This is a genomic window from Bartonella sp. AD13SXNS, assembly GCF_042196465.1.
GTDB lineage: Bacteria > Pseudomonadota > Alphaproteobacteria > Rhizobiales > Rhizobiaceae > Bartonella.
The window spans coordinates 15,362-38,603 of the sequence record NZ_JBHIQI010000010.1; the positions used below are offsets into that span (position 1 = coordinate 15,362).

The window sequence follows — 23,242 nt, forward strand, 5'->3', positions numbered from 1 at the left end:
ATTATTTACAGTTTTAAATAAAGGCTGTTGGATTGTTATATAAGATTTGAATCTTAAGATGTGGGTTGGAGCTTTTTAATGTGTGGAATTATTGGAGTTCTTGGAAAGAGGTGTGTTACGTCCTCTTTGGTTGAGGGATTAAAACGTCTCGAATATAGAGGGTATGATTCATCTGGGGTGGCAACGGTCCATAATGGGCATCTTTATCGTGTACGTGCTGAGGGGAAGCTTGTTCATTTAGAAGAAAAATTAAAAAAAACACCTCTGAAGGGAAGTTTAGGGATTGGTCATACGCGTTGGGCTACGCATGGAATTGCTGTTGAACGCAATGCGCATCCCCATGTGACTGAAAAGCTTGCGATTGTTCATAATGGTATTATTGAAAATTTTGTAGAACTGCAAAAGGAACTCATAGAGGATGGTTGTATCTTTGAAACAGAGACGGATACGGAAGTTATTGCACATTTAATAACGCGTGCATTAAAAGATGGTCTTTCTCCGCAAGAAGCCATACGTACCAGTTGGAAAAGGCTGCAGGGGGCTTTTGCTATTGCTCTTATTTTTGAAGGTGAAGATAACCTTATGATTGCGGCTTGTTCTGGTCCACCTCTGGCAATTGGGTATGGAAAAGATGAATTTTTTGTGGGGTCAGATGCCATTGCTTTAGCGCCATTCGTTGATCACATTAGCTATATGGAAGATGGGGATTGGGCTGTTATCACACGGGAGGGTGTCACAATTTACGATGCCAACAACCAACTGATAAAACGTCCTGTGACACCATTACTTGAAGGGGCTTTATTGATTTCTAAGGGTAATCATCGTCATTTTATGCACAAGGAAATGTTTGAACAACCTGAAGTGATTTCTCATAATTTGGCGCATTATCTTGATCTTGGGAATTATGCGGTTCGACCACTTGAGAATTTGATTGATTGGAAAAATATTCATCGGCTTCTTTTTGCGAGTTGTGGAACGGCTTATTACTCAACCTTAGTTGCGCGCTATTGGTTTGAAAAATTTGCCGCTTTAAGTGTTGATAATGATGTCGCTTCGGAATTTCGTTATCGCGAACCTCCTATAACGTCTGATGCGTTATCATTGTTTGTTTCTCAATCTGGTGAAACAGCGGATACATTGGCTTCTTTGCGTTATTGTCGTGAACGGGGTATAAAAACAGCAACAATTGTGAATGTTGAACAATCAACAATGGCAAGGGAGGCTGATTTTATTCTCCCAACACTTGCCGGACCGGAAATAGGTGTTGCTTCAACAAAAGCTTTTACCTGTCAATTGGCAACGCTTGCTTCACTTGCTCTTAGTGCTGCTAAACAACGTGGTTATCTTACAGTTCAAATGGAACAGCAATTGGTTCAGCAGTTGGCAGAAGTTCCTCGTATTTTAAATGAGGTCTTAAAATTAGAAGGCAAAATTGAATCTATTTGTCGTGATTTGGTGAATGCAAAAAGTGTTCTTTATTTGGGACGTGGAACTTCTTATCCGATTGCTTTGGAGGGAGCCCTTAAATTGAAAGAGCTTTCTTATATTCATGCTGAAGGTTATGCGGCGGGTGAGTTGAAGCATGGGCCAATTGCGTTGGTAGATGAGACAATACCCGTTATTGTGGTGGCGCCTTATGATCGATGGTTTGAAAAGACTTTTTCTAATATGCAAGAAGTAGTAGCGCGCAATGGTCGTATTATTTTAATAACCGATAAAAAAGGAGCAAAAGCAGCTTGTTTTCAGACTTTATCAACGATTACTTTGCCAGATGTTTCAGAATTTATTGCTCCTATTATTTATGCTCTCCCCATTCAGTTAATCGCTTATCATACGGCTGTTTTATTAGGAACAGATGTTGATCAACCCCGTAATTTAGCAAAATCAGTCACGGTTGAATAAAAATAGCGTTTGTATTTCTGAATCTGATTAGAGAATAATCAAGTGTAAAAAATTGATTTATAATAATAGCTTATTCTTCCATTTTTCTCTGTCAAATAAGAATCTCCACGACTGAATTTTTCATTCCAAACCCTTTACGACAGAATGAAAAATATTTTTTACCTATCAAAAAATGAATCAGCTGTGTGAATATAATGGCAAAAAGAGCGCAAGAGTGCTTTTATTGTTTTAATGCAGAGTCATCCAGATTGTAAGAGAAGATCTGCCGTTGGTTTGTTATTCTTTCATGAGGCATAAAGATGGGGGAAAAATTGATTAGGTTATTTATGGATTATTTCAAGAAAGAAAATCATATTTTAAGAGAGAGGTATTTAAGTTTTTTATCAAAAGTTCTTTTCTAGAGTTACCCTGATCGTAAGAGACGTGTAGCATCGTCGTGTCCGAAAAGATAAAGGAGTAACTGTAAAGCTTGTCCTTGCTCAGAAGAAAGATGAGGATCGCGTTGTAAAAATAAACGAGCATCTTTTCTTGCCATTGACAAAAGATCACTGTGAACAGCAAGGTTTGCTATATGAAACTCAGGGACTCCGGATTGTTTTGTACCTAGAAGCTCTCCTTCACCTCGCAAACGCCAATCTTCTTCAGCGATTTCAAAACCATCTTCTGTATTGCGTATAATATTAAGGCGTGTTGCTGCTGTTTTAGTCAGTGGATCTTTATAGAGCAAAATGCAGGAAGATTTTTTATCGCCTCGTCCTACACGTCCACGTAATTGGTGCAATTGAGAAAGACCAAAATGTTCCGCGTGTTCGATGATAATGATCGAAGCATCTGGAATATCTACTCCCACTTCAATGACGGTGGTTGCAACTAAAATACGTGTATTTCCACATTTAAAAGATGCCATAGCGGCTTCTTTTTCTGCTGTAGACATTTTTCCATGGACCATACCAACGTGTGCTCCAAAACGTTCATGGAGAAATGCGAAGCGGTTTTCAATTGAAGTGAGATCAAGAGCTGTCGATTCCTCCACTAAAGGACAAATCCAATAGAGCTTTTCTCCTTTTTCTAATGCAATTGCGATTCTCTCTATAAGTTCATGAAGACGTTTTAAAGAAAGCGTTGCTGTTGTAATGGGTTGTCGCCCAATTGGTTTTTCTGTAATTTTAGAGACATCCATATCACCAAAAGCTGTTAAGACAAGTGTGCGCGGAATGGGCGTGGCGGTCATAACCAGCATATCAGGTTGATTGCCTTTTTCTGTAAGGGCAATACGTTGATGGACACCAAAACGGTGTTGTTCATCGATAATGGTTAAAGCGAGATTATTATAAGTAACGCTGTTTTGTATGAGAGCATGAGTTCCGATAACAATAGAAACTTGACCTGACAGAATATCATTTAAGATATTTGTCCGCAATTTTCCTTTTTCTCGTCCTGTTAAAAGCGTTGTTTGTAATCCGATCTTTTCGGCAAGAGGGGCAATGGTGGCAAAATGTTGCCTAGCCAGCACTTCGGTTGGTGCCATTAAAGCTGATTGTCCTGAATTTTCAGCAATTTGTGCCATTGCCATTAATGCAACGACAGTTTTTCCTGCGCCTACATCACCTTGGAGCAGTCTTAGCATCGGTTCTGGTGAAGCAAGATCATTTGCGATATCTTCTACCGCTTTTATTTGTCCGGTTGTAAGTTGAAAGGGGAGGATATTGAGCAATTTGTTAGTATAAATTCCAGTTGCTGGTCGAGAAGTGCCAATAAGAGATTTAGTTTTCAAACGCACGAGTCCTAGCGCCAATTGACAAGCGAGCAATTCATCATAGGCAAGACGTTTGCGTGCTGTACTTTCTAAGGATAGATCATCGGGGTTAATGGGCGAATGGATACGGCGTAAAGCAATAGAAAAAGAAGGAAAATTTTGCTGCTTTTTTATATTTTCGTCTATCCATTCTGGTAGAAGAGGAATAAAATCAAGAGCGTTTTGTATGGCGCGTCTTAGCGTCTTTGCAGTGAGTTCTGCAGTAGATGGATAAATCGGTTCGATGAGAGGTATCTGATTTGATTGTTCGCTTGGGGCAATATAGTCTGGATGCGCCATTGAAAGCTGCCCATTAAACCATTCAACTTTTCCTGATACAACGACTTTTTTGCCTTCGGGAAGTTGTTTTTTTAGCCAAAGAGGTTGAGCATGAAAAAAGACTAAATTTATTTTTCCTGTTTGATCATGCGCAATAACACGATAGGGAATTCGGTTATGACCACGGGGTGGTGGTTGATGTTGATCAATGATAATTTCAAGCGTCACAGTATCTCCTTCTTTTGCACAAGCAATACTGGGACGCATTCTGCGGTCTATAACGGAATGGGGCATTAATTGAAGGAGATCAATAAGGGTTACTTCCCGTTGTGTAGGATTAACATTTAAGAGTTTGGTCAGTAAGCCATAGATTTTAGGTGTAATACCAGAAAGGGTTCGAATAGAGTTGAAAAGAGGGGCAAGAAGACTTGGAGGCATGAGAAAATTTAACCTGCTCTTTTTGTTTTTTCTAGACCTTTAGAAGAGCTTTTTGGGGATAAAGTCATTAAAGAAGATGTTATTTTATTTACACATTGCATTGTAAGAAAAGAAATTATCTTTAAAAGAGAAATAAAATAAAAAAATGAAAGTCCTTATGGCATATTTTGCTTCTTTTTATTTTAGGCGTTTATTTGCTGTGAATAGAGGCACTTTCTTGATAGAACTCTCTTATAAATATCAATAAAACTAGGATATTTTTTCTATGTGAGACGATAAATTTATAGCTTTAAAGTTATGCTAGCCTGAATTTTTTTCTTTAAGGGGTGCTGTTTGGCATTTAGTTTATAGTAGGAAATTGTGAGAGTGGTCAAAGATAAAAATAAAATGCAAGAATACAAAAATTCTCTTCCTCGCTTTATTCATTTGAGAGTGCATTCAGCTTATTCCTTGCTCGAAGGGGCTTTAAAAATCCCACAAATTATTCAACAGACGATTTTAGATCATGCTCCAGCGGTTGCTATTACCGATACCAATAATTTATTTGGTGCTTTGGAGTTTTCGCAGTATTGTCTTTCTCATGGGGTTCAACCCATTATTGGTTGTCAGCTTACCGTTGATTTTTGTGATGAAAATAATCATTCACGTTTGGTTAAAGGACGTAATGCTTCTGATTTCTGCTCTATTGTTCTGTTGGCTGCTAGCGAAACCGGTTATGCTCATTTGGTTCGTCTTGTAAGCCGTGCTTATCTTGATAAATGTGATACTGATCCTCCTCATATTAAAGCTGATTGGTTGTCAGAACACAGTGAAGGAATAATCGCTTTAACGGGTGGAAAGGGAGGACCTATTAATTGTTCTTTGTTAGAAGAAAAAAAAGAACGCGCTGTTGAACGCTTAATTTATTTAAAAAAAATTTTTTCTGATCGTCTTTATGTGGAATTACAGCGACATGGCTCTTATGATCGAAGAGTAGAAGCAGACCTTATTGAATTAGCTTATGCACATGAAATTCCTCTTGTTGCAACGAATGAAGCCTTTTTTCTGAAGAGAGAGGGGTATGAAGCGCATGATGCGTTGATGGCTGTTTCAGAAGGACAAATCGTCTCTAATCCAGATCGCAAACGGGTGACGCCAGATCATTACTTGAAGTCACAAGATGAAATGGTTGCGCTATTTTCTGATCTTCCAGAAGCTTTAGAAAATAGTGTTGAAATTGCATTGCGTTGTCATATTGCCACGCCTCTTCGAAAACCGATATTGCCTCGTTTTATAGAACAATCTTCTAATTCAGAAAATACTTTAGAAGCAGAAGATAGTGAATTGTTAAATCAAGCTAAAGCTGGTTTGAAGATGCGCCTTGAAACAATTGGATTGGCTGAAGGGTATACGATTGCAGATTATGAGCAGCGGCTTGATTATGAGATTTCAGTTATTACGCGTATGCAATTTTCTGGATATTTTCTTATCGTTTCAGATTTCATAAAATGGGCGAAGATTCATGATATTCCTGTTGGTCCAGGGCGGGGATCTGGTGCTGGTTCACTTGTTGCTTATGCATTAACGATTACCGATGTTGATCCATTGCGTTTTTCCCTTCTTTTTGAACGTTTTCTCAATCCAGATCGTGTTTCGATGCCAGATTTTGATATCGATTTTTGTCAAGAGCGGCGTGAAGAAGTTATTCAATATGTTCAAAAAAAATATGGACGTGATCAAGTTGCTCAAATTATTACCTTTGGTAAGTTACAAGCACGTGCAGTTTTGCGTGATGTGGGGCGTGTTTTAGAAGTTCCTTATCGTCAGGTGGATTATCTTACAAAATTAATTCCTGCTACGCCAGGAAGTCAGGTAGAATTAGCGGATGCTATTAAGGATGAATCCAAATTTGAAGAGGAAAAGAAAAAAGATCCCGTCATTGGACGCGCATTAGATATAGCACTTCAGTTGGAAGGACTTTATCGTCACGCTTCAACGCATGCTGCTGGGATTGTTATAGGAGATCGTCCGCTTTGGGAGCTTGTCCCGATGTATCGTGATCCTCGTTCTGATATGCCTGTTACACAATTTAATATGAAATATGTAGAACAGGCAGGGTTGGTAAAATTTGATTTTCTTGGACTAAAAACACTGACTGTTTTGAAAATGGCTGTTGATTTTGTTGCCAGAAAGAAGATCAAAATAGATTTGTCAAATATCCCTCTAAATGATGAAGCAACCTACGCTATGATGGCATGTGGTGAAACGGTTGGTGTGTTTCAGGTGGAAAGTTCTGGTATGCGCAAGGCGCTGATTGGAATGAAGCCAGACCGTATTGAAGATATTATTGCGCTGGTTGCGCTTTATCGTCCTGGTCCAATGGAGAATATACCAACCTATAATGCACGCAAACATGGGGAAGAGGAGATAGCTTCTATTCATCCTAAAATAGATCATCTGATTAAAGAAACACAAGGTGTTATAGTCTATCAAGAACAGGTGATGCAGATTGCTCAGGTGCTGGCTGGTTACTCGCTTGGAGAAGCTGATTTATTACGGCGCGCTATGGGGAAAAAAATTCATGCAGAAATGCAAAAACAGCGTACGCGTTTTGTCAATGGCGCTGTTGCTGGTGGTGTTGATAAAGAGCAAGCTGATATTATATTTGATCTTTTAGCAAAATTTGCCGATTACGGTTTTAATAAATCACACGCTGCTGCTTATGCGATTGTTTCTTATCAAACAGCGTATATGAAAGCCAATTATCCCGTTGAGTTTTTAGCTGCTTCAATGACGTATGATATGACGAATACCGATAAGCTCAATGATTTTCGGCGTGAAGCGTTAAGGCTGGGTATTGAAGTTATTGCGCCTTCTATACAAACATCTCATCGTGTTTTTGAGGTTGGTGATAACTGTATTTATTATTCTCTTGCTGCCATTAAAGGTGTGGGAGAAACGGTTGTAGATCATATTGTCGCTTGTCGTGGAAATGAAATTTTTAAGGATCTAGAAGATTTCTGTGCGCGTGTTGATCCTCATATTGTTAATAAGCGTGCGATGGAAAGTTTAGTTTGTGCTGGCGCTTTTGATTGTTTTAGCATTGCACGTGAGGTTTTATTAGCCAATCTTGGAACCCTTCATGCGCGGGCACTTCGTATTCTAGATGACAATTCTAGCGGGCAGGTTGATATATTTGGAATGGCAGGCGGATTAAAAGAGCCCTTGATTTTATCGCAAACGACTCCTTGGTTGCTGGCTGAAAAACTTTATCGAGAATTTCAAGCTATAGGTTTTTACTTTTCAGCTCATCCATTGGATGAGTATCAAACCATTCTCGCTAAAAAACGCGTTCAGACTTGGGGTAATTTTGCCAATGCCGTTAAAGCGGGGGCAACGGCTGCACGACTTGCTGGAACTGTTGTGGCAAAAAACGTGCGCAAAACAAAATCTGGTAAAAAAATGGGAATTATTCATTTTTCTGATACAAGTGGACAATATGAAGCAGTTCTCTTTTCTGAGGCACTCTCGGATTATGAAGAGATGCTAGAACCCGGAAAATCTTTTATTATTACGGTGAGCGCAGAAAATCGCTCTGAAGGAATTAGTTTGCGAATTGAGACAATTCAGTCTTTGGAAAAAGAAGCGTTACAGCAGCATAAAATGATGCGTCTTTTTATAAAAACAGTTGATATGCTTCCACAAATTGAACAAAATTTAAATCTTGGGGGGAATGGAGAGGTTGGACTTATTTTAATTCAAGAGGATGGATTGCGAGAAGTCGAAATTGCGCTTCCTAAGCGATATAAGGTAAATTCACATGTCGCAAATGCTATGAAGTTAATTCAGGGGGTGGTCGATGTAGAGTTGAGTTAAAAAAAGATTAAAGATGGGAGCTGATTTTGAGTGGTGTTTTTGCTTTTAGGAGAGCTAAAAATTGAGCTTTTAAAATCGGATTGTAGGTTTCGAAAGATATTGTTTTTATTTGAGTAAATTATGATGGGTCTTTAGTGTCATAGAGTCAAAAAATCTCTTTCTTTCGTAATATTCAAAGTACCGGAAGAATTTTATAAGTTTTTATTATTATTTTTTATGGAATTCATCGCATCATACATGTAAAGCCAATTGAGATCTGACATAATGCTCTCTGGTGTACGAATTTTCATCATGAGATTACGGGCGATTGCTATGGGACCAGTTGCATGATAGGCTAATTTGTTGAAATCTCCGCGTTTTTTTACTTCTGCAATACGGGGGGTACGTGTTTTTTCGTAAAGCGAAAGTGCTTTCGTTAATGAAAGATCTTTCAATGAGAGTACTTCTGCTAATGTGGCAGCATCTTCGATTGCCATAGCGGCACCTTGTGCTGCAAAAGGCAAGGCAGCATGTGCGCAATCGCCAACAAACACTTGTCTCTCTAAGCCTAGAAAACGATTTTGTTTCATCTGAAAGAGTGGCCAATATCTCCATTCATCAATATGATCAAAGATTTGTAAGATTTTTGAATTCCAAGCTTTAAAAAGAAATTTAAGTTTTTCTTTATCTCCTTTATGGGCCCATCCTTCTTTTGAATTTTCTCCATGCGTAATGGCGACAAAATTAAAAATTTTTTCTGACGATTGAATGGGGTAGACAACAAGATGATTTTGAGGCCCCATCCAAGCCGTAATTGTCTTCACATTTTGCAATGAAGAACGAAAGTTTTGAGGAAGATTATCAAGTACTGTTGTTGCTCGCCAAGCAATAAAACCACTAAAATTTGCTTTTTCATGAAAAGGAGATTGTTGCCGTAATGTTGACCAAACGCCATCACATCCGATCAGGAGAGGGGTTAAATAAAGCTGTTGTTGTGTTGCTGTATCTGTTTTTATTGTGGTTATTTTAATGTTTGTTGCAGATTGTGTAGACGATATAATGGATTCACCTGCTTTGTATTTGATCAAAGGATTTTCAATCACTGCATTATATAAAATTTTTTGTAAAGCCGCGCGGTGAATCGTCATATAAGGGGCTTTCCAATATTTTTCTGTTAGAGTGATAAGATGAGCACGTAGACGTATTTTTAAAGATATTCCATCTTTTAACTCAAGAAAATGTGGGATTGTCGCAACTTCAGTGAGTTTGTTAAGAAGGTCCCAGCGAGCAAGAATAGATGTTGCATTTGGTGTCAGTTGAATACCAGCGCCTATTGTTTCAAGTTTTTTACACTTTTCAATAATGATGCTTGCAATTCCTTTATGAGCGAGTGCTAAAGCGGTGCTTAAACCAGCGATTCCTCCTCCAACGATGATAGGTGATTGCTCTACAAACGATTTCATATTAAACAAGCAGAATTAAAAGAGTGGTTATTTAAGAAAGCCCTAGAACACATTATAATAGCTTGTCTGGATGATATAAACATCCTGTTGGGTTTGTTTGATCGTATGATAACGAGGGAACATAACGATAAAGGGTTGAGCAATAAGGACAAATTTTCTCATCAGCAGCGCCCATATCAATAAAGATATGAGGGTGATCAAATGGTTGTGTAGCGCCTACACACATAAACTCTTTCACACCAATTTCGATTGTTTTATATCCAAGGTCATTTTGAAAATGGGGAATATTGTGATCAGCCATGGCGTACAAACTCCAGAATAAATTGTCTCGTTAGTTATGATAGGGCTCTTCTATTTTATGAGTGTGAGTTTGTAATAAAGCGTATCATAATGCAAGATGCTTTTTAAGACAAATTATTCCTCTTTTATGCTATAATCAGAATAGTTGTCGTGTTTTTAGCGCTTTGCGCATAGAGCCTCGTTCCAAGTATTTTAAAATATTAAATGGAAACATAACAAGAAAAATGGGGCATTGATGTATTATTGTGATGATAACATATTATAAAATATTATGTGAGATATTTTATCAAAGATTTTATAAAGTATAAAAGAAGCTTAGTTAGAATATATGGAACAGAGGGTGGTAGATAAAATTTCTATATCGGATATAACAATGAAAAATCCAGCACGGTTTATTAATCGAGAGTTTTCATGGCTACAATTTAATAATCGTGTTTTGATGGAAGCTGCTAATTCGAAACATCCTTTATTAGAACGTCTACAATTTCTTTCTATTTCAGCAACAAATCTTGATGAGTTTTTTATGGTTCGTGTTGCAGGACTAGCAGCTCAAATTCGTGCTCGCGTTACAGTGTGCAGTGCAGATGGGCACACTCCACAGGAACAACTTGATATTGTGCTCGCTGAGATTTCAAAGCTGCAGGCTCACCAACTACGAGAATTGAATGTTTTACGTGATGAATTAAAAAAGAATGATATTGAAATTATTTGTCCGGATGATCTTTCAGAAATTGAAAAATCATGGCTTGAAAAATATTTTCTTGAGACAATTTTTCCTGTTTTAAAACCTTTGCCTGTTGATTCTACTCGTCCTTTTCCATTTATTCCTAATTTAGGGCTTTCTATTGGGCTTCAATTGTCTGGAGAAACTGATCAGAACTCACACACAGTGTTGTTGTCTATTTCAATGCTTTTAAGGCGTTTCATTCTTCTTCCTCAGGAAGGTAATCATTTTCGTTTTATCGCATCTGAAGATGTTATTTGCCTTTTTATTAAACATGTATTTCCTAACTATGAGGTTAAAGGAATTGGTACATTTAGAGTGATCCGAGATAGTGATATTGAAGTAGAAGAGGAAGCTGAAGATCTTGTTCATTTTTTTGAAACTGCTCTTAAAAGGCGGCGCCGTGGACAGGTTATTCGAATTGAATTTGACGCAAAAATGCCAGAGGATTTACGTCAATTTATAGCAAATAGTCTTTCTGTTCCTGATCATTGTATTAATGTTCTTGATGGATTTTTGGCGCTTAATATGGTGTCAGATATTATTTCTATTCCCCGTGATGATCTCAAATTTATTCCTTATATTCCCCGTGTTCCGAAATGTATTCGTGAACATCATGGGGATTGTTTTGCGGCTATTCGTGAAAATGATATCGTAATTCATCACCCCTATGAGACATTTGATGTTGTTGTCCAATTTTTACGTCAAGCTGCTTGCGATCCTGATGTTGTGGAAATTAAACAAACTCTTTATCGTACATCAAATGATAGCCCAATTGTTAGCGCTTTGATTGAAGCTGCTGAACAGGGAAAATCTGTGACTGCTTTGGTAGAACTTAAAGCACGTTTTGATGAGGAAGCAAATATTCGTTGGGCACGGGATCTTGAAGGTGCTGGGGTTCAAGTTATTTTTGGTTTTATTGCATTAAAAACACATGCTAAAATGTCACTGGTTGTGAGACGTGAGGGAAAACGTCTTTGCTCTTATGTTCATCTTGGAACAGGAAATTACCATCCCGTTAACGCTAAAACTTATACTGATCTTTCTTTTTTTTCCACGGATGATGTTATCGCTCATGATGTTGCGTTATTGTTCAATTATATTGCGCAATATGAGCGTCCAAATGAAACAATGAAGATTGCTTTTTCACCCTTAACATTGCGTGGTCGTATTCTTCAGCATATTGAAAGAGAAATTGCTCATACATACCAGGGAAGATCTGCTGCTATTTGGATGAAAGTTAACGCATTGGTTGATCCTGAGATTATTGATGCTTTATATCGTGCTAGTCAAGCTGGAGTGCAAATTGATTTGGTTGTACGGGGAATATGTTGTTTACGTCCTCGTATTCCAGGAATTTCAGATAATATTCGTGTAAAGTCAATCGTAGGGCGTTTTCTTGAACATAGTCGCATTTTTTGTTTTGGGAATGGTCAAGATTTGCCCAATGAAAATGCGCTTATTTACTTAGGCTCTGCCGATATGATGCCTCGTAATCTAGACTATCGTATTGAAATATTGGTTCCAGTTTTTAATAAAATGGCGCGTCAAAAAATTCTTTTACAGATTATGTTGGCTAATATCATTGATAATCAACAAAGCTTTGATATACTTAAGGACGGAACATCAAAGCGTATCATACCGCAGATAGGTGAAAGTCTGTTTAATGCGCAGGAGTATTTTATGGCCAATACGAGTATTGCGGGAGAAGATGAGTCTTTTGAATCTTCTGTTTTGCGTTTGGTGGCGTTGCATCGGCAACAAGCCGAAATACATAAAGATTGAATTCCAATGACATATAGAGATGCTCAAGGTCGGCTAAAAGGGCGTAAACCTGTTGCTGTTATTGACATTGGTTCAAATTCTGTTCGGCTGGTTATTTATGAGGGGCTTGTTCGCTCGCCAACGGTTTTGTTTAATGAAAAGGTTCTTTGTGGTCTCGGTCATGGTGTGGCAAAAACGGGATTTTTAGAAGAAAAATCGATGAAAATGGCGTTGCAAACACTGAAACGGTTTCGTACGCTTTGTCGACAGATTGGAGCAGATGAGGTTTATACTTTAGCAACGGCAGCAGCACGAGATGCAAAAAATGGTGTAGCGTTTATTCAGCATGCTGAGGATATTTTGCAAAATAAAATATATCTTCTTTCAGGAAGTGAAGAAGCTATGTATTCAGCCTATGGAGTTGTTTCTACTTTTTATCAACCAAAGGGTATTTCTGGGGATCTTGGTGGTGGAAGTCTCGAGCTGATTGATATTGATCATTCTGATGTCGGTGAAGGAATAACGCTTCCATTAGGGGGATTACGGCTACAGTATATGTCAAATAATGATAGCGCTGTAGCCACAAAAATTGTACATGAGCAATTTTATAAATCTTCTATTATTCATACGCGTAAAGGTATAGCACGTTATTTTTATGCCGTAGGAGGAACATGGCGTAATTTGGCAAAACTTCATATGGCAATGAAACATTATCGCCTCCCTGTTATGCATGGCTATGAAGTTGATGCCGTTGAAATGGAAAGTTTTTTACGTCTTGTAGCAAGTGGCAATATTGATAATATGAGAGGGATTGCAGCGGTTTCACAGAATCGTCGGAAACTTTTATCTTATGGAGCAATAATTCTTATTGAACTCATTCAGTATATGGAGTTTGAAAAGATAATCTTTTCTGGTGCTGGCGTTCGTGAAGGTTTTCTTTATTCACGATTGCCGCAGGCGATTCGCATTTCAGATCCTCTCATTGAGGCGTGCACAGAAATGGCTATTTTACGGGCACGTTCACCCAAACAAGCAGAAGAGCTCATTAATTTTACGACGAATGCCTTTGAAGTTTTTGGAATTTCAGAAACTGAGAATGAATACCGTTATCGTCAAGCTGCTTGTCTTCTTGCTGATATTGGTTGGCGTATACATCCAGATTATCGAGGCAATGAAGCAGCCAATCAGATAGCATTAGGATCTTATCCAGGAATTTCTCATGAAGGGCGCCTTTATGCGGCGCTTGCTGTTTTTTTTCGCAATACAAGTTTATTGGTTGATAAAGAATCTCTTCCCATTTTTCAGCTAGCAACGCAAAATATAATTGAGAAAGCACGTATTCTCGGTGAAACTATGCGTCTTGCTCATCTTTTTAGCGCTTCTGTTGCAGGAATTTTACCTCATTTATTATGGCATAAAAAAACAAATCATATCACTTTGCATATCCCAAAGAATTACGCTGGATTATTAGGAGAACGTCCTCTTGGACGATTAAAGAAGTTATCAAAAATAATAAAACAACCTCTCGCTTTTGAGATTTTTTGATTTTTCCTCCTAATGTAATGTATTCGCGTTTCATATCTTATAATGGTGTTATTGTTCGATATTTTAGTCGCTATGTTGGTTCGATAAGTTTTTTATGTATGGTGATGTGAGGTATTATATCTTCATACTTTCCTTTTTCGCTAGGGCGCTATTTTGTAATGGAGCGCGCTTTATTATAAGAATTTTGATTGAACTGCCATTTTTAATAAGAAGTTACTATTTAAATTTGTCCATAGCAGGCCTATTTGTCGTATTTGCGGTGTGGTTTATAGGTGTATAGAGATTGATATAGATAAAATGAGTGGCATAATGGATTTTTAAAAATGAGAACGTTTTAAATTTACTCAGAGTCTCTTCTAGATTTTTTAAATAAAATTGTTTTAATAAAGTGTGATTGCGCAATTTTTCTCTTTTTATGTTCCACTCATTTTGACATAAAATAAATTTCCCTTTAGAAGATTTATGAAAATCTCAGATTATGCGGGGAAATGTAAATTAAAGCTGTTTTGTGCTTATTTTTCCATCGTTAAAGTAAAAACCTATCTGGCCCTTTAGTAGTTGTTCGGCTTTTTTACCAAATATTTCATAGCGCCAGCCATTCATAGCGGGAATATTTTTCTTTATTCCTCCATTGGCAATTTTTTCTAAATCATTAGATGTTGCAATAATTTTAGGGGCAATGCTGTTTTCATTTGCAACAATTTTTAATAACACTTTGAGCAGATCGATAACAGCGGCTGTCGAATCATTGAGTGGGTTATGTTTAGGAATGGGGGGTAAAATAGAAAGATCCACCTCTAAGCCTTCGTGGACAGCTTTGATTAATGATTGAGCAATTGAGAGTTTATCCCAATTCTTATTAAGACTGCGCAACCGTTTTAATGCAGATTCATCTTTTGGTTGTTGGATTGCTATTTCTATAAGACATTCATCTTTTATAATATGACGACGTGGCATATTGTATTTTCGTGCTTCACGTTCACGCCAAGCTGCTATCTTTTGTAATACAGCAAGTTCACGTGGCTTTTTAATTTGTCCTTTCACTTTTTTCCACGCTTCATCTTCTGGCATATCATAGGTTTTAGGATTTAAAAGAATTGTTATTTCATCATCCATCCAGTGAGCACGTTGATTTTTTTCTAACCGTTTTTTCAATAACAGGTAAACATCTCTTAAGTAAGTTACATCAGCAAGTGCGTAGAGCAGTTGTTTTTCAGATAAAGGTCGGCAACTCCAGTCTGTAAAGCGGGAGGATTTATCAAGATGATGCCCCGTGCAGCGTTGTACAATTTGATCATAGGAGATAGAATCACCAAATCCACAAATTGATCCTGCTATTTGCGTATCAAAGAGAGGGGAAGGAATAACACCTCCAAGATGATAAATTGTTTCAATATCTTGGCGCGCAGCATGAAAAACTTTTACAACTTTTTTGTCGATCATAAGGTCAAAAAACGGCTGTAAATCAATATCTGGTGCTATGGGATCAATCAGAACTGTAACATCTAGTGATGCGAGTTGGATTAAACACAGTTGAGGCCAAAAAGTTGTTTCGCGGATAAACTCAGTATCGACTGTTACAAAATCAGAGGTACGTAGAGCATTAAGTGCAATTTCAAGATCTGTTGTTTGTGTAATAAGATTCATCATTCTACTATAATTAAATTCGTCTTTTATTGACTTTATTTTTGAGTTTTTATTCTCATATCTTGACAAATGGTTATTAAAAAGCGTTTGTAGCGCATGTGAGTATTATAATCAAAGGCAAAAAACATGCACCGTTATCGCAGTCATCATTGCGCGGCTCTTCGTAGATGTGATGTAGGAAAACAAGTTCGTCTTTCGGGGTGGGTTCATCGTGTTCGTGATCATGGAGGAATTCTTTTTGTGGATTTACGTGATCATTTTGGAATCACACAAATTGTTGCTGACCCTGCTTCACCAGCTTTTAAAGTTATTGAAAAAGTACGTTCTGAATGGGTTATTCGTGTGGATGGGGAGGTATGTGCACGTTCTGATGAGGTTATTAATGCAACGCTTCCAACAGGTGAGATTGAAATTTTTGCACAAGAGGTAGAAATTCTTTCAAAATCTGATGAACTTCCTTTACCGGTTTTTGGTGAGCCTGATTATCCAGAAGATATTCGATTGAAGTATCGTTTTCTTGATTTACGTCGGGAGACTATGCACAAAAATATTATGCGTCGGACTGAAATTATTGCTGCTATGAGACGGGCTATGCAAAATAATGGTTTTACAGAATTTACGACGCCACTTTTGACAGCTTCATCGCCGGAAGGGGCGCGTGATTTTTTAGTGCCAAGTCGTGTTCATCAGGGAAAATTTTATGCGCTACCGCAAGCACCACAGCAATATAAACAATTGTTGATGATGTCAGGTTTTGATCGTTATTTTCAGATTGCGCCATGTTTTAGAGATGAAGATCCAAGGGCTGACCGTCTTCCTGGTGAATTTTATCAATTAGATGTTGAAATGAGTTTTGTTGAGCAAGAAGATGTTTTAGCAACTATGGAACCTATTATGCGTTCTATTTTTGAAGAATTTGCAGATGGAAAGACTGTGACACAAAGCTTTCCTCGCATTTCCTATGATGAAGCAATACAGAAATATGGTTCTGATAAGCCTGATCTGCGTAATCCGATCATTATGGAAGATGTTTCTCAGCATTTTTATAATTCTGGTTTCAAAGTCTTTGCTCAAATTTTAGCGAATGATGAGAATGCACAAGTGTGGGCTATTCCAGCTAAAACGGGTGGAAGTCGTGCTTTTTGTGATCGTATGAATGTATGGGCACAAGGCGAGGGGCAACCAGGACTCGGCTATATTTTCTGGCGTGAAGAAGAAGGAAAATTTGAAGGAGCAGGGCCTATCGCCAAAAATATTGGTGAACAGAGGACTGAAGCAATCCGTATACAGCTTGGTCTTGAAAGTGGGGATGCCTGTTTTTTTGTAGCTGGCGATCCAAAAAAGTTTTCATCTTTTGCCGGAGCAGCACGCACAAGGGTAGGGGAAGAATTAGATCTTCTTGATAGAGATAGTTTCTCTTTGGCGTGGATTGTTGATTTTCCATTTTTTGAATGGAATGAAGATGAAAAAAAGATTGATTTTGGACATAATCCTTTTTCCATGCCTCAAGGGGGAGAAAATGCCCTTGCCTGTCAAGATCCTCTTACTATTAAAGCTTTTCAATATGATCTTGTTTGCAATGGTTATGAAATTGCATCAGGTGGAATTCGTAATCACTTACCAGAAATGATGCTTAAAGTTTTTGAATTTGTAGGGCTTTCTAAGGAAGTTGTGAAAGATCGTTTCGGTGGTCTTTATCGTGCATTCCATTATGGGGCTCCACCACATGGTGGTATGGCTGCGGGAATTGACCGAATCATTATGCTGTTGCAAGGTGTTAAAAATTTGCGTGAAGTTGCTTTATTTCCTATGAATCAACAAGCACTTGATCTTTTGATGAGTGCTCCGTCTGATGTTTCTCCTGCACAATTACATGATTTAGGAATCCGCATGGTTCCTACTCATAAAAATAGTTCATAAAGTTGGTTGTGGATTGTTGTCATCTTTTCTACATAAAGTAAAGCGTTGATGTTTCTCTAGGTGTCAGTGTGTGTACTATTTGTAAAAATTGAGATAGGCAGAAAATACTGTTGTTTTGATTTTTTATGAGGGCATTATTTCTAAAGAAATACCTCTCAATGCAATTGTGTTTTACGATGCTTTCTCGTATGAAAGGTATAACTATAAAAGCCTCATGAGTGATATAAAAATTGTTGTGTAGCACTATCTTTACTAATAACCACCGTTCTACTTTCTAGATTTCAATAATATTGATCGTTCTTGTATGCAAATGGATTATAAGAGGCATTTTTCTCCCTTGCTTCATATAGTAGCTCTTTCGCTTGTGATAAGCGGGGAAATGTTTGTGATTGATTGATCTTTAAATTAATTGGAAATGAGAGAATTCTACAATATTCTGGAGTTTCATTTAAGTTGTAAAAAATGAATTATCTTTATATATCAATATATTATTTATTTTGAAAATGCCAGTTTCTCTATTTAACACTGAAAAAATGATTTACTTTCTTTGTTTTTTATCACTTAAAGAGGATATTTAAAAAGTTTTCGATAATGTATGAAGTATTTTCATATATTGCTTAGGACAAGAGGGAAGAACATGTATAAATTTTTCAAATTGATATAATTTTCTGTTCATGTTTTAATTGCAGCACTTATTTTTATGTCGTTGACTTTTAATAAAAAAGTCGACTCATAAAGGGTTGTTTTAAATAAATCCTATAAAATAACTTTTTATTATTGTGGGAACTTTTGTTCTAATATTATGTCTGATAAAATGAATTTACCTTTTGATAAAGAACATATTGAGCCAATAGAATTACGTTCTGCTTTACAGGAACGTTATTTGGCTTATGCGCTTTCTACGATTACGCACCGTGCATTGCCTGATGTGCGTGATGGATTGAAGCCTGTCCATCGGCGGATTGTTCACGCGATGCGGCTTCTCAAACTAAATCCTGGACAGTCTTATGCGAAATGTGCGCGGATTGTCGGTGATGTCATGGGAAAATTTCATCCTCATGGGGATGCATCTATTTATGATGCTTTGGTGCGCTTGGCTCAAAGTTTTGCAGTTCGTTATCCGTTGGTTGATGGACAAGGCAATTTTGGCAATATTGATGGTGATAATGCTGCTGCCATGCGTTATACGGAAGCACGGATGACTGAAGTGGCTGCATTGTTACTTGAAGGAATTAATGAAAACGCCATTGATTTTCGTTTAACTTATAATGAGGAAGATGAAGAGCCCGTTGTTTTGCCTGGGGCTTTTCCTAATCTTTTAGCAAATGGTTCATCAGGGATCGCTGTTGGTATGGCAACATCTATTCCACCCCATAATGTTGCTGAGCTTTGTGATGCGGCGCTCCATTTAATTGCACATCCCGATACACATGATGAGGAATTAAATCAGTTCGTTCTTGGTCCTGATTTTCCAACTGGTGGCATTTTAGTTGAGCCTAAAAAGAGTATTGAGGAATCTTATCGTATTGGTCGGGGTTTTTTTCGCTTGCGTTCACGTTGGCATCAGGAATCTGGTAGCCGTGGTTCTTATGTGATTGTTGTGACTGAAATTCCCTATCAGATTCAAAAGTCACGTCTTATTGAAAAAACAGCAGAGTTATTGCTTGCACGCCGATTGCCAATGCTTGAGGATATTCAAGATGAATCAGCAGAAGATATCCGAATCGTGCTGGTTCCTAAAAATCGGTCGGTTGATCCGGAGCTCCTTATGGAGTCTCTTTTTAAATTGACTGACTTTGAAGTAAGATTTCCCCTCAATCTGAATGTTTTGTCTTTGGGAAAAATACCCAATGTCCTTTCTTTGCGAGAAAGTTTGCATCAATGGCTTGAACATCGTCAAGAAGTGCTTATTCGTCGCTCTCATTATCGGCTTGATCAAATTGATAGCCGATTGGAAATTCTTCATGGATATCTTATTGCCTATTTAAATCTCGATGAGGTCATTCAGATTATTCGTGAAGAGGATGAACCTAAAAAGCAGCTTATCAGTCGTTTTGAATTAACAGAAAATCAAGCAGAAGCTATTCTTAATATGCGCTTGCGCTCTTTACGTAAGCTTGAGGAATTTGAAATTCGTAAGGAATTTGAAAGTTTGAAAGCTGAAAAAGAAAAGCTAAAGAATTTGTTAGCTTCTCCTATAAAACAGTGGAAAATAATTTCAGAAGAAATCAAAAAAGTTCGAAACACTTTTGGTCCTGAAACACTCTTGGGGAAAAGACGTACGACGTTTGAAGAGGCACCAAGACATGATCTTGATGATATTCAACAAGCAATGATCGAAAAAGAACCGGTTACTATTGTTATTTCTGAAAAGGGGTGGGTGCGTGCTTTAAAGGGGCATTTAAACGATTATAAAGCACTTTCTTTTAAAGAAGGAGATAGTTTAAAGTTAGCCTTTCCAGCATTTACGACCGACAAGATTGTGCTGATCAGTACGGGTGGAAAATTTTTTTCTATTAGTGCAAATAGTTTGCCTGGAGGGCGGGGGCATGGTGAACCCATTCGTCTTTTAGTTGATATGGACGATGAGCACGATATTTTTACAGCTTTTGTGCATCATGCAGAGGGAAAATTGCTCTTGGTTTCATCTCACGGTAATGGTTTTATTGTTTCTTCTTCAGAAGTGATCGCCAATACACGAAAAGGAAAGCAAGTGATGAATGTCAAATCTCCTGATAAGGTAAAACTTTGTGTTCCGGTAAATGGTGATCATATTGCTGTGGTCGGTGAAAACCGAAAAATGCTTATTTTTTCTATTGAACAAATACCAGAAATGAATCGCGGTAAAGGTGTTCGTTTACAGCGTTATAAAGAAGGTGGCATTGTTGATGCCAAGACTTTTAATTTATCAGAAGGCTTAAGTTGGCAAGATACAGCTGATCGAATCTTTAACCGCCAAGCTGATGATCTCATTGAATGGATGGGAACGCGTGCGGGCGTCGGGCGTTTGGTTCCAAGGGGATTTCCAAAATCGGGAAAATTTATCAATTAAATTTATTTTATAAACGGGAAAGTGCCGTATGACTTTATGATATGCAATATATTGATTTATAAAGATAACGTATCACTTTTATATGGAAAGAAAGACCTAAAGTGTGAGTTTTTTTCTTAATTTTTGTCCTGTTTAGGTTAAATCAGTAAAAAAATATTTGCATGTCATAAGATGAGGGGGGATTGTGTGCATAAAAACTATTGAGGAAAAGAATAAAAATATTTCTTATAGACTGTTTGAAATATAAGAGCTGTTGCAACAATAGGTATGTTTGTTTTTTGTCAGTGATTATATTTTTAGAAACTGGGAATAGTATTATGATGACGATTTGCGTCTTTATTAAGTAAAGATACTGCTATTCAATGATTTTTATACAGTTCACTGTTTTTTAAACCTTATATCATTCATGAATGTTGTCGTGAAATGATTTGAGAAGTTTATTTTTAAAATAAACATGTGAATGTTCAGCACAAGAGTGCTCTATTTTATATTATAGGCATTTCCTTATTGTTCAAGAGAGATATTATTAATTGTCTCATAGAGCAATCTTTACTCGTTAGGATTACTATGATATTGCCTAAAAAGATGACCCCGTTCAGCATATAAGACAAGAAGTATGGCAATGAGACTCAGAAAGAAAAATCCTGCCGAATTAGGGGTGGTTGTTTCATTAAATTGTTGAGCAATAAAAAAACTAAGTCCTGTGCCAATAGATGTTTGCAAAAAACCAGATATAGACGATGCCGTTCCAGCTATTTCTCCTACAGATTCAAGGGCGAGTGTATTGAAGTTTGCCATAATCCCACCGCAGGCAAACATCAATATACAGAATAACAGCATGTAAAAAGGAAAAGGAAGAATGCCATCTGTTAAGATGGAGCCAATAAACCATACACATGAAGTGGCACAAAAGAGTAAAAGCATTGCGTGAGCAATACGCCGCATTCCAAGTTGTCCAACGAGTTGAGAGTTAAAGAATGATGATAGGGCTTGAAATGCAGCACCGACTGCAAAGGCAATAGGGAACCAAAGTCCTAGATTATAGATCCCTTCATAGGTTTGTTGCGATGTATTAACGGCGGTAAAGATACAGCCTAAAATAATGGAAGTTGCTAGTGTATAGCAAAGTGTTGTGCGATTGGTTATCACAATCCATAAATTATGTTTGACCGAAGAAAATGAAAGAGAGCGTTGCGCATAAAGAGTTTCAGGCAAGCGCAGTTGAATCCAAATCATTAGTCCTAAACCGATAATTGCCATGAATATGAAAATAAGTTGCCAGTTTCCAAACAGTAAAATGATCTGTCCTGTTGCTGGCCCAATCATTGGTGCAATAAGGAAAACCATCATCACGATAGACATCACCTCTGCCATTTTCCGACCACTATAGAGATCTCGTACAATAGAAACTGTAAGCACACGCATAGCAGCTCCTCCTATACCTTGCAGGATACGCAAAATAAGCAAGAGAGAAAAATTAGATATAAATGCACAGCCAATCGCCGTAAATGAATAAAAAGCAAGACCAATAAGGATAAGTTTACGTCGCCCATAACGGTCGCTTATGGGACCAAAAAATATCTGTGAGATGCCATAGCTGATAAGGTAACTAGAAATGATATAATGTTGATCGTTTTCATCGATAACATTTAAACTGTCTAAAATGTTGGGCATTGCTGGCAACATAATATCAACAGCTATAGAATTGATAGCCATGAGTGAAGCAATAAGGATAACAAATTCTTTATAGCCAATTCTTTTTCTAATCGCATTACTATGCGTTTCTTCATCGACTGAATATGACATATGGCATCCTTGAAATAAAATTTCTTCTGAAAACAGCTCTTTTTAAGAGTCTGAATAAAATGCAAGATACCTATGATTGATTACAGGGAATATTTTTTTCTTTCAAAAGCTCCTGCAACTCATTGTTTTGAAACATTTCTTTAACGATATCACACCCTCCAACAAATTCACCTTTGATATAAAGTTGTGGAATTGTTGGCCAATTTGAGTAATCTTTGATCCCTTGGCGCAATTCGTTAGAAGTTAAGATATTAACCCCTTTATAATTCAATCCTAAATAGTCAAGGATTTGAACAACTTGTCCTGAAAAACCGCATTGCGGAGCGTCAGGTGTTCCTTTCATGAATAAAATGACGTCGTTTGTTTTAATCTCGTTATCAATAAAATCATGAACAGTGGTCATTTTTATTCCTCGATATTTCAGATTTTTATAAATGTGTAACTTATACTCATATTATTTTTTAATCGTATTGAATGAATGAATGCAAGAAGAAATTTTAAAATTATTTGGGAATATTTGTTTGTAGAGCTAGAGCGTGAAGGTCGTTTCCCATATTGCCTTTAAGAGCATCATAAACCATTTTGTGCTGTTGAACGCGGCTTTTACCGCGAAAGCTTTCGGCAATAACTTCAGCAGCGTAGTGTTCTCCATCTCCAGCAAGATCACGGATTATCACAGTTGCATCAGGAATACCTTCACGAATAAGCGCTTCAATTGCGTGGGCACTCATTGCCATGATTATTCTCCTCTGTTTATTAATTTTTTATAAGAG

13 protein-coding genes are annotated in these 23,242 nt (G+C 37.4%); 6 read left to right on the top strand and 7 right to left on the bottom strand.

Going from position 1 to position 23,242, the window contains the following annotated elements:
• Positions 1–78 precede the first annotated feature (78 nt).
• On the top strand, positions 79–1,902 hold the full coding sequence (gene glmS / locus ACFIMQ_RS06935; protein WP_375616584.1) for a glutamine--fructose-6-phosphate transaminase (isomerizing): 1,824 nt from the start codon (positions 79–81) through the stop codon (positions 1,900–1,902).
• Positions 1,903–2,305: 403 nt separating this feature from the next.
• Here the strand turns inward: glmS and recG are convergent, their stop codons facing one another.
• Positions 2,306–4,414 (bottom strand): ATP-dependent DNA helicase RecG, encoded by a 2,109-nt coding sequence (gene recG / locus ACFIMQ_RS06940; RefSeq protein WP_375703663.1) that lies wholly within the window; start codon positions 4,412–4,414, stop codon positions 2,306–2,308.
• 366 nt (positions 4,415–4,780) lie between these two features.
• Between recG and dnaE the strand changes: the two genes are divergently transcribed.
• Complete coding sequence (gene dnaE, locus ACFIMQ_RS06945) at positions 4,781–8,269, top strand: DNA polymerase III subunit alpha (RefSeq protein ID WP_375616586.1); 3,489 nt, start codon at positions 4,781–4,783, stop codon at positions 8,267–8,269.
• Positions 8,270–8,460: 191 nt separating this feature from the next.
• Here the strand turns inward: dnaE and ACFIMQ_RS06950 are convergent, their stop codons facing one another.
• On the bottom strand, positions 8,461–9,711 hold the full coding sequence (locus ACFIMQ_RS06950) for an FAD-binding protein (RefSeq protein WP_375703664.1): 1,251 nt from the start codon (positions 9,709–9,711) through the stop codon (positions 8,461–8,463).
• 52 nt (positions 9,712–9,763) lie between these two features.
• Positions 9,764–10,012, bottom strand: a complete 249-nt coding sequence (locus ACFIMQ_RS06955) for a zinc-finger domain-containing protein (RefSeq protein WP_375606646.1) — start codon at positions 10,010–10,012, stop codon at positions 9,764–9,766.
• A gap of 327 nt (positions 10,013–10,339) precedes the next feature.
• On the opposite strand from ACFIMQ_RS06955, the gene ACFIMQ_RS06960 reads away from it, so the two are divergent.
• Both ACFIMQ_RS06960 and ppx read left to right on the top strand, forming a co-directional pair.
• On the top strand, positions 10,340–12,520 hold the full coding sequence (locus ACFIMQ_RS06960; RefSeq protein ID WP_375703665.1) for an RNA degradosome polyphosphate kinase: 2,181 nt from the start codon (positions 10,340–10,342) through the stop codon (positions 12,518–12,520).
• 6 nt (positions 12,521–12,526) lie between these two features.
• Positions 12,527–14,044, top strand: coding sequence for an exopolyphosphatase (ppx, locus tag ACFIMQ_RS06965; protein ID WP_375703666.1), 1,518 nt, complete (start codon positions 12,527–12,529; stop codon positions 14,042–14,044).
• A 495-nt stretch (positions 14,045–14,539) separates the two neighbouring features.
• Here ppx and rnd read toward each other — a convergent pair whose 3' ends face one another.
• Positions 14,540–15,694: a ribonuclease D gene (gene rnd / locus ACFIMQ_RS06970; RefSeq protein WP_375703667.1), complete on the bottom strand. Its 1,155-nt coding sequence runs from the start codon at positions 15,692–15,694 to the stop codon at positions 14,540–14,542.
• Positions 15,695–15,817: 123 nt separating this feature from the next.
• Here rnd and aspS point away from each other — a divergent pair, with 123 nt between their 5' ends.
• Positions 15,818–17,611 carry an aspartate--tRNA ligase gene (gene aspS, locus ACFIMQ_RS06975; RefSeq protein WP_375616591.1) on the top strand — a complete coding sequence of 598 codons (1,794 nt, stop codon included), beginning with the start codon at positions 15,818–15,820 and terminating at the stop codon, positions 17,609–17,611.
• A gap of 802 nt (positions 17,612–18,413) precedes the next feature.
• Positions 18,414–20,663, top strand: a complete 2,250-nt coding sequence (gene parC / locus ACFIMQ_RS06980; RefSeq protein ID WP_375616592.1) for a DNA topoisomerase IV subunit A — start codon at positions 18,414–18,416, stop codon at positions 20,661–20,663.
• Between the two features lie 549 nt (positions 20,664–21,212).
• On the opposite strand, the gene ACFIMQ_RS06985 is transcribed toward parC, so the two are convergent.
• The 3 genes from ACFIMQ_RS06985 to ACFIMQ_RS06995 form a co-directional block, all read right to left on the bottom strand.
• Positions 21,213–22,469, bottom strand: a complete 1,257-nt coding sequence (locus ACFIMQ_RS06985; protein WP_375703668.1) for a multidrug effflux MFS transporter — start codon at positions 22,467–22,469, stop codon at positions 21,213–21,215.
• A 70-nt stretch (positions 22,470–22,539) separates the two neighbouring features.
• Positions 22,540–22,872 (bottom strand): Grx4 family monothiol glutaredoxin, encoded by a 333-nt coding sequence (gene grxD / locus ACFIMQ_RS06990; protein ID WP_375616594.1) that lies wholly within the window; start codon positions 22,870–22,872, stop codon positions 22,540–22,542.
• 100 nt (positions 22,873–22,972) lie between these two features.
• On the bottom strand, positions 22,973–23,206 hold the full coding sequence (locus ACFIMQ_RS06995) for a BolA/IbaG family iron-sulfur metabolism protein (RefSeq protein ID WP_375616595.1): 234 nt from the start codon (positions 23,204–23,206) through the stop codon (positions 22,973–22,975).
• Between the last annotated feature and the right edge of the window lie 36 nt (positions 23,207–23,242).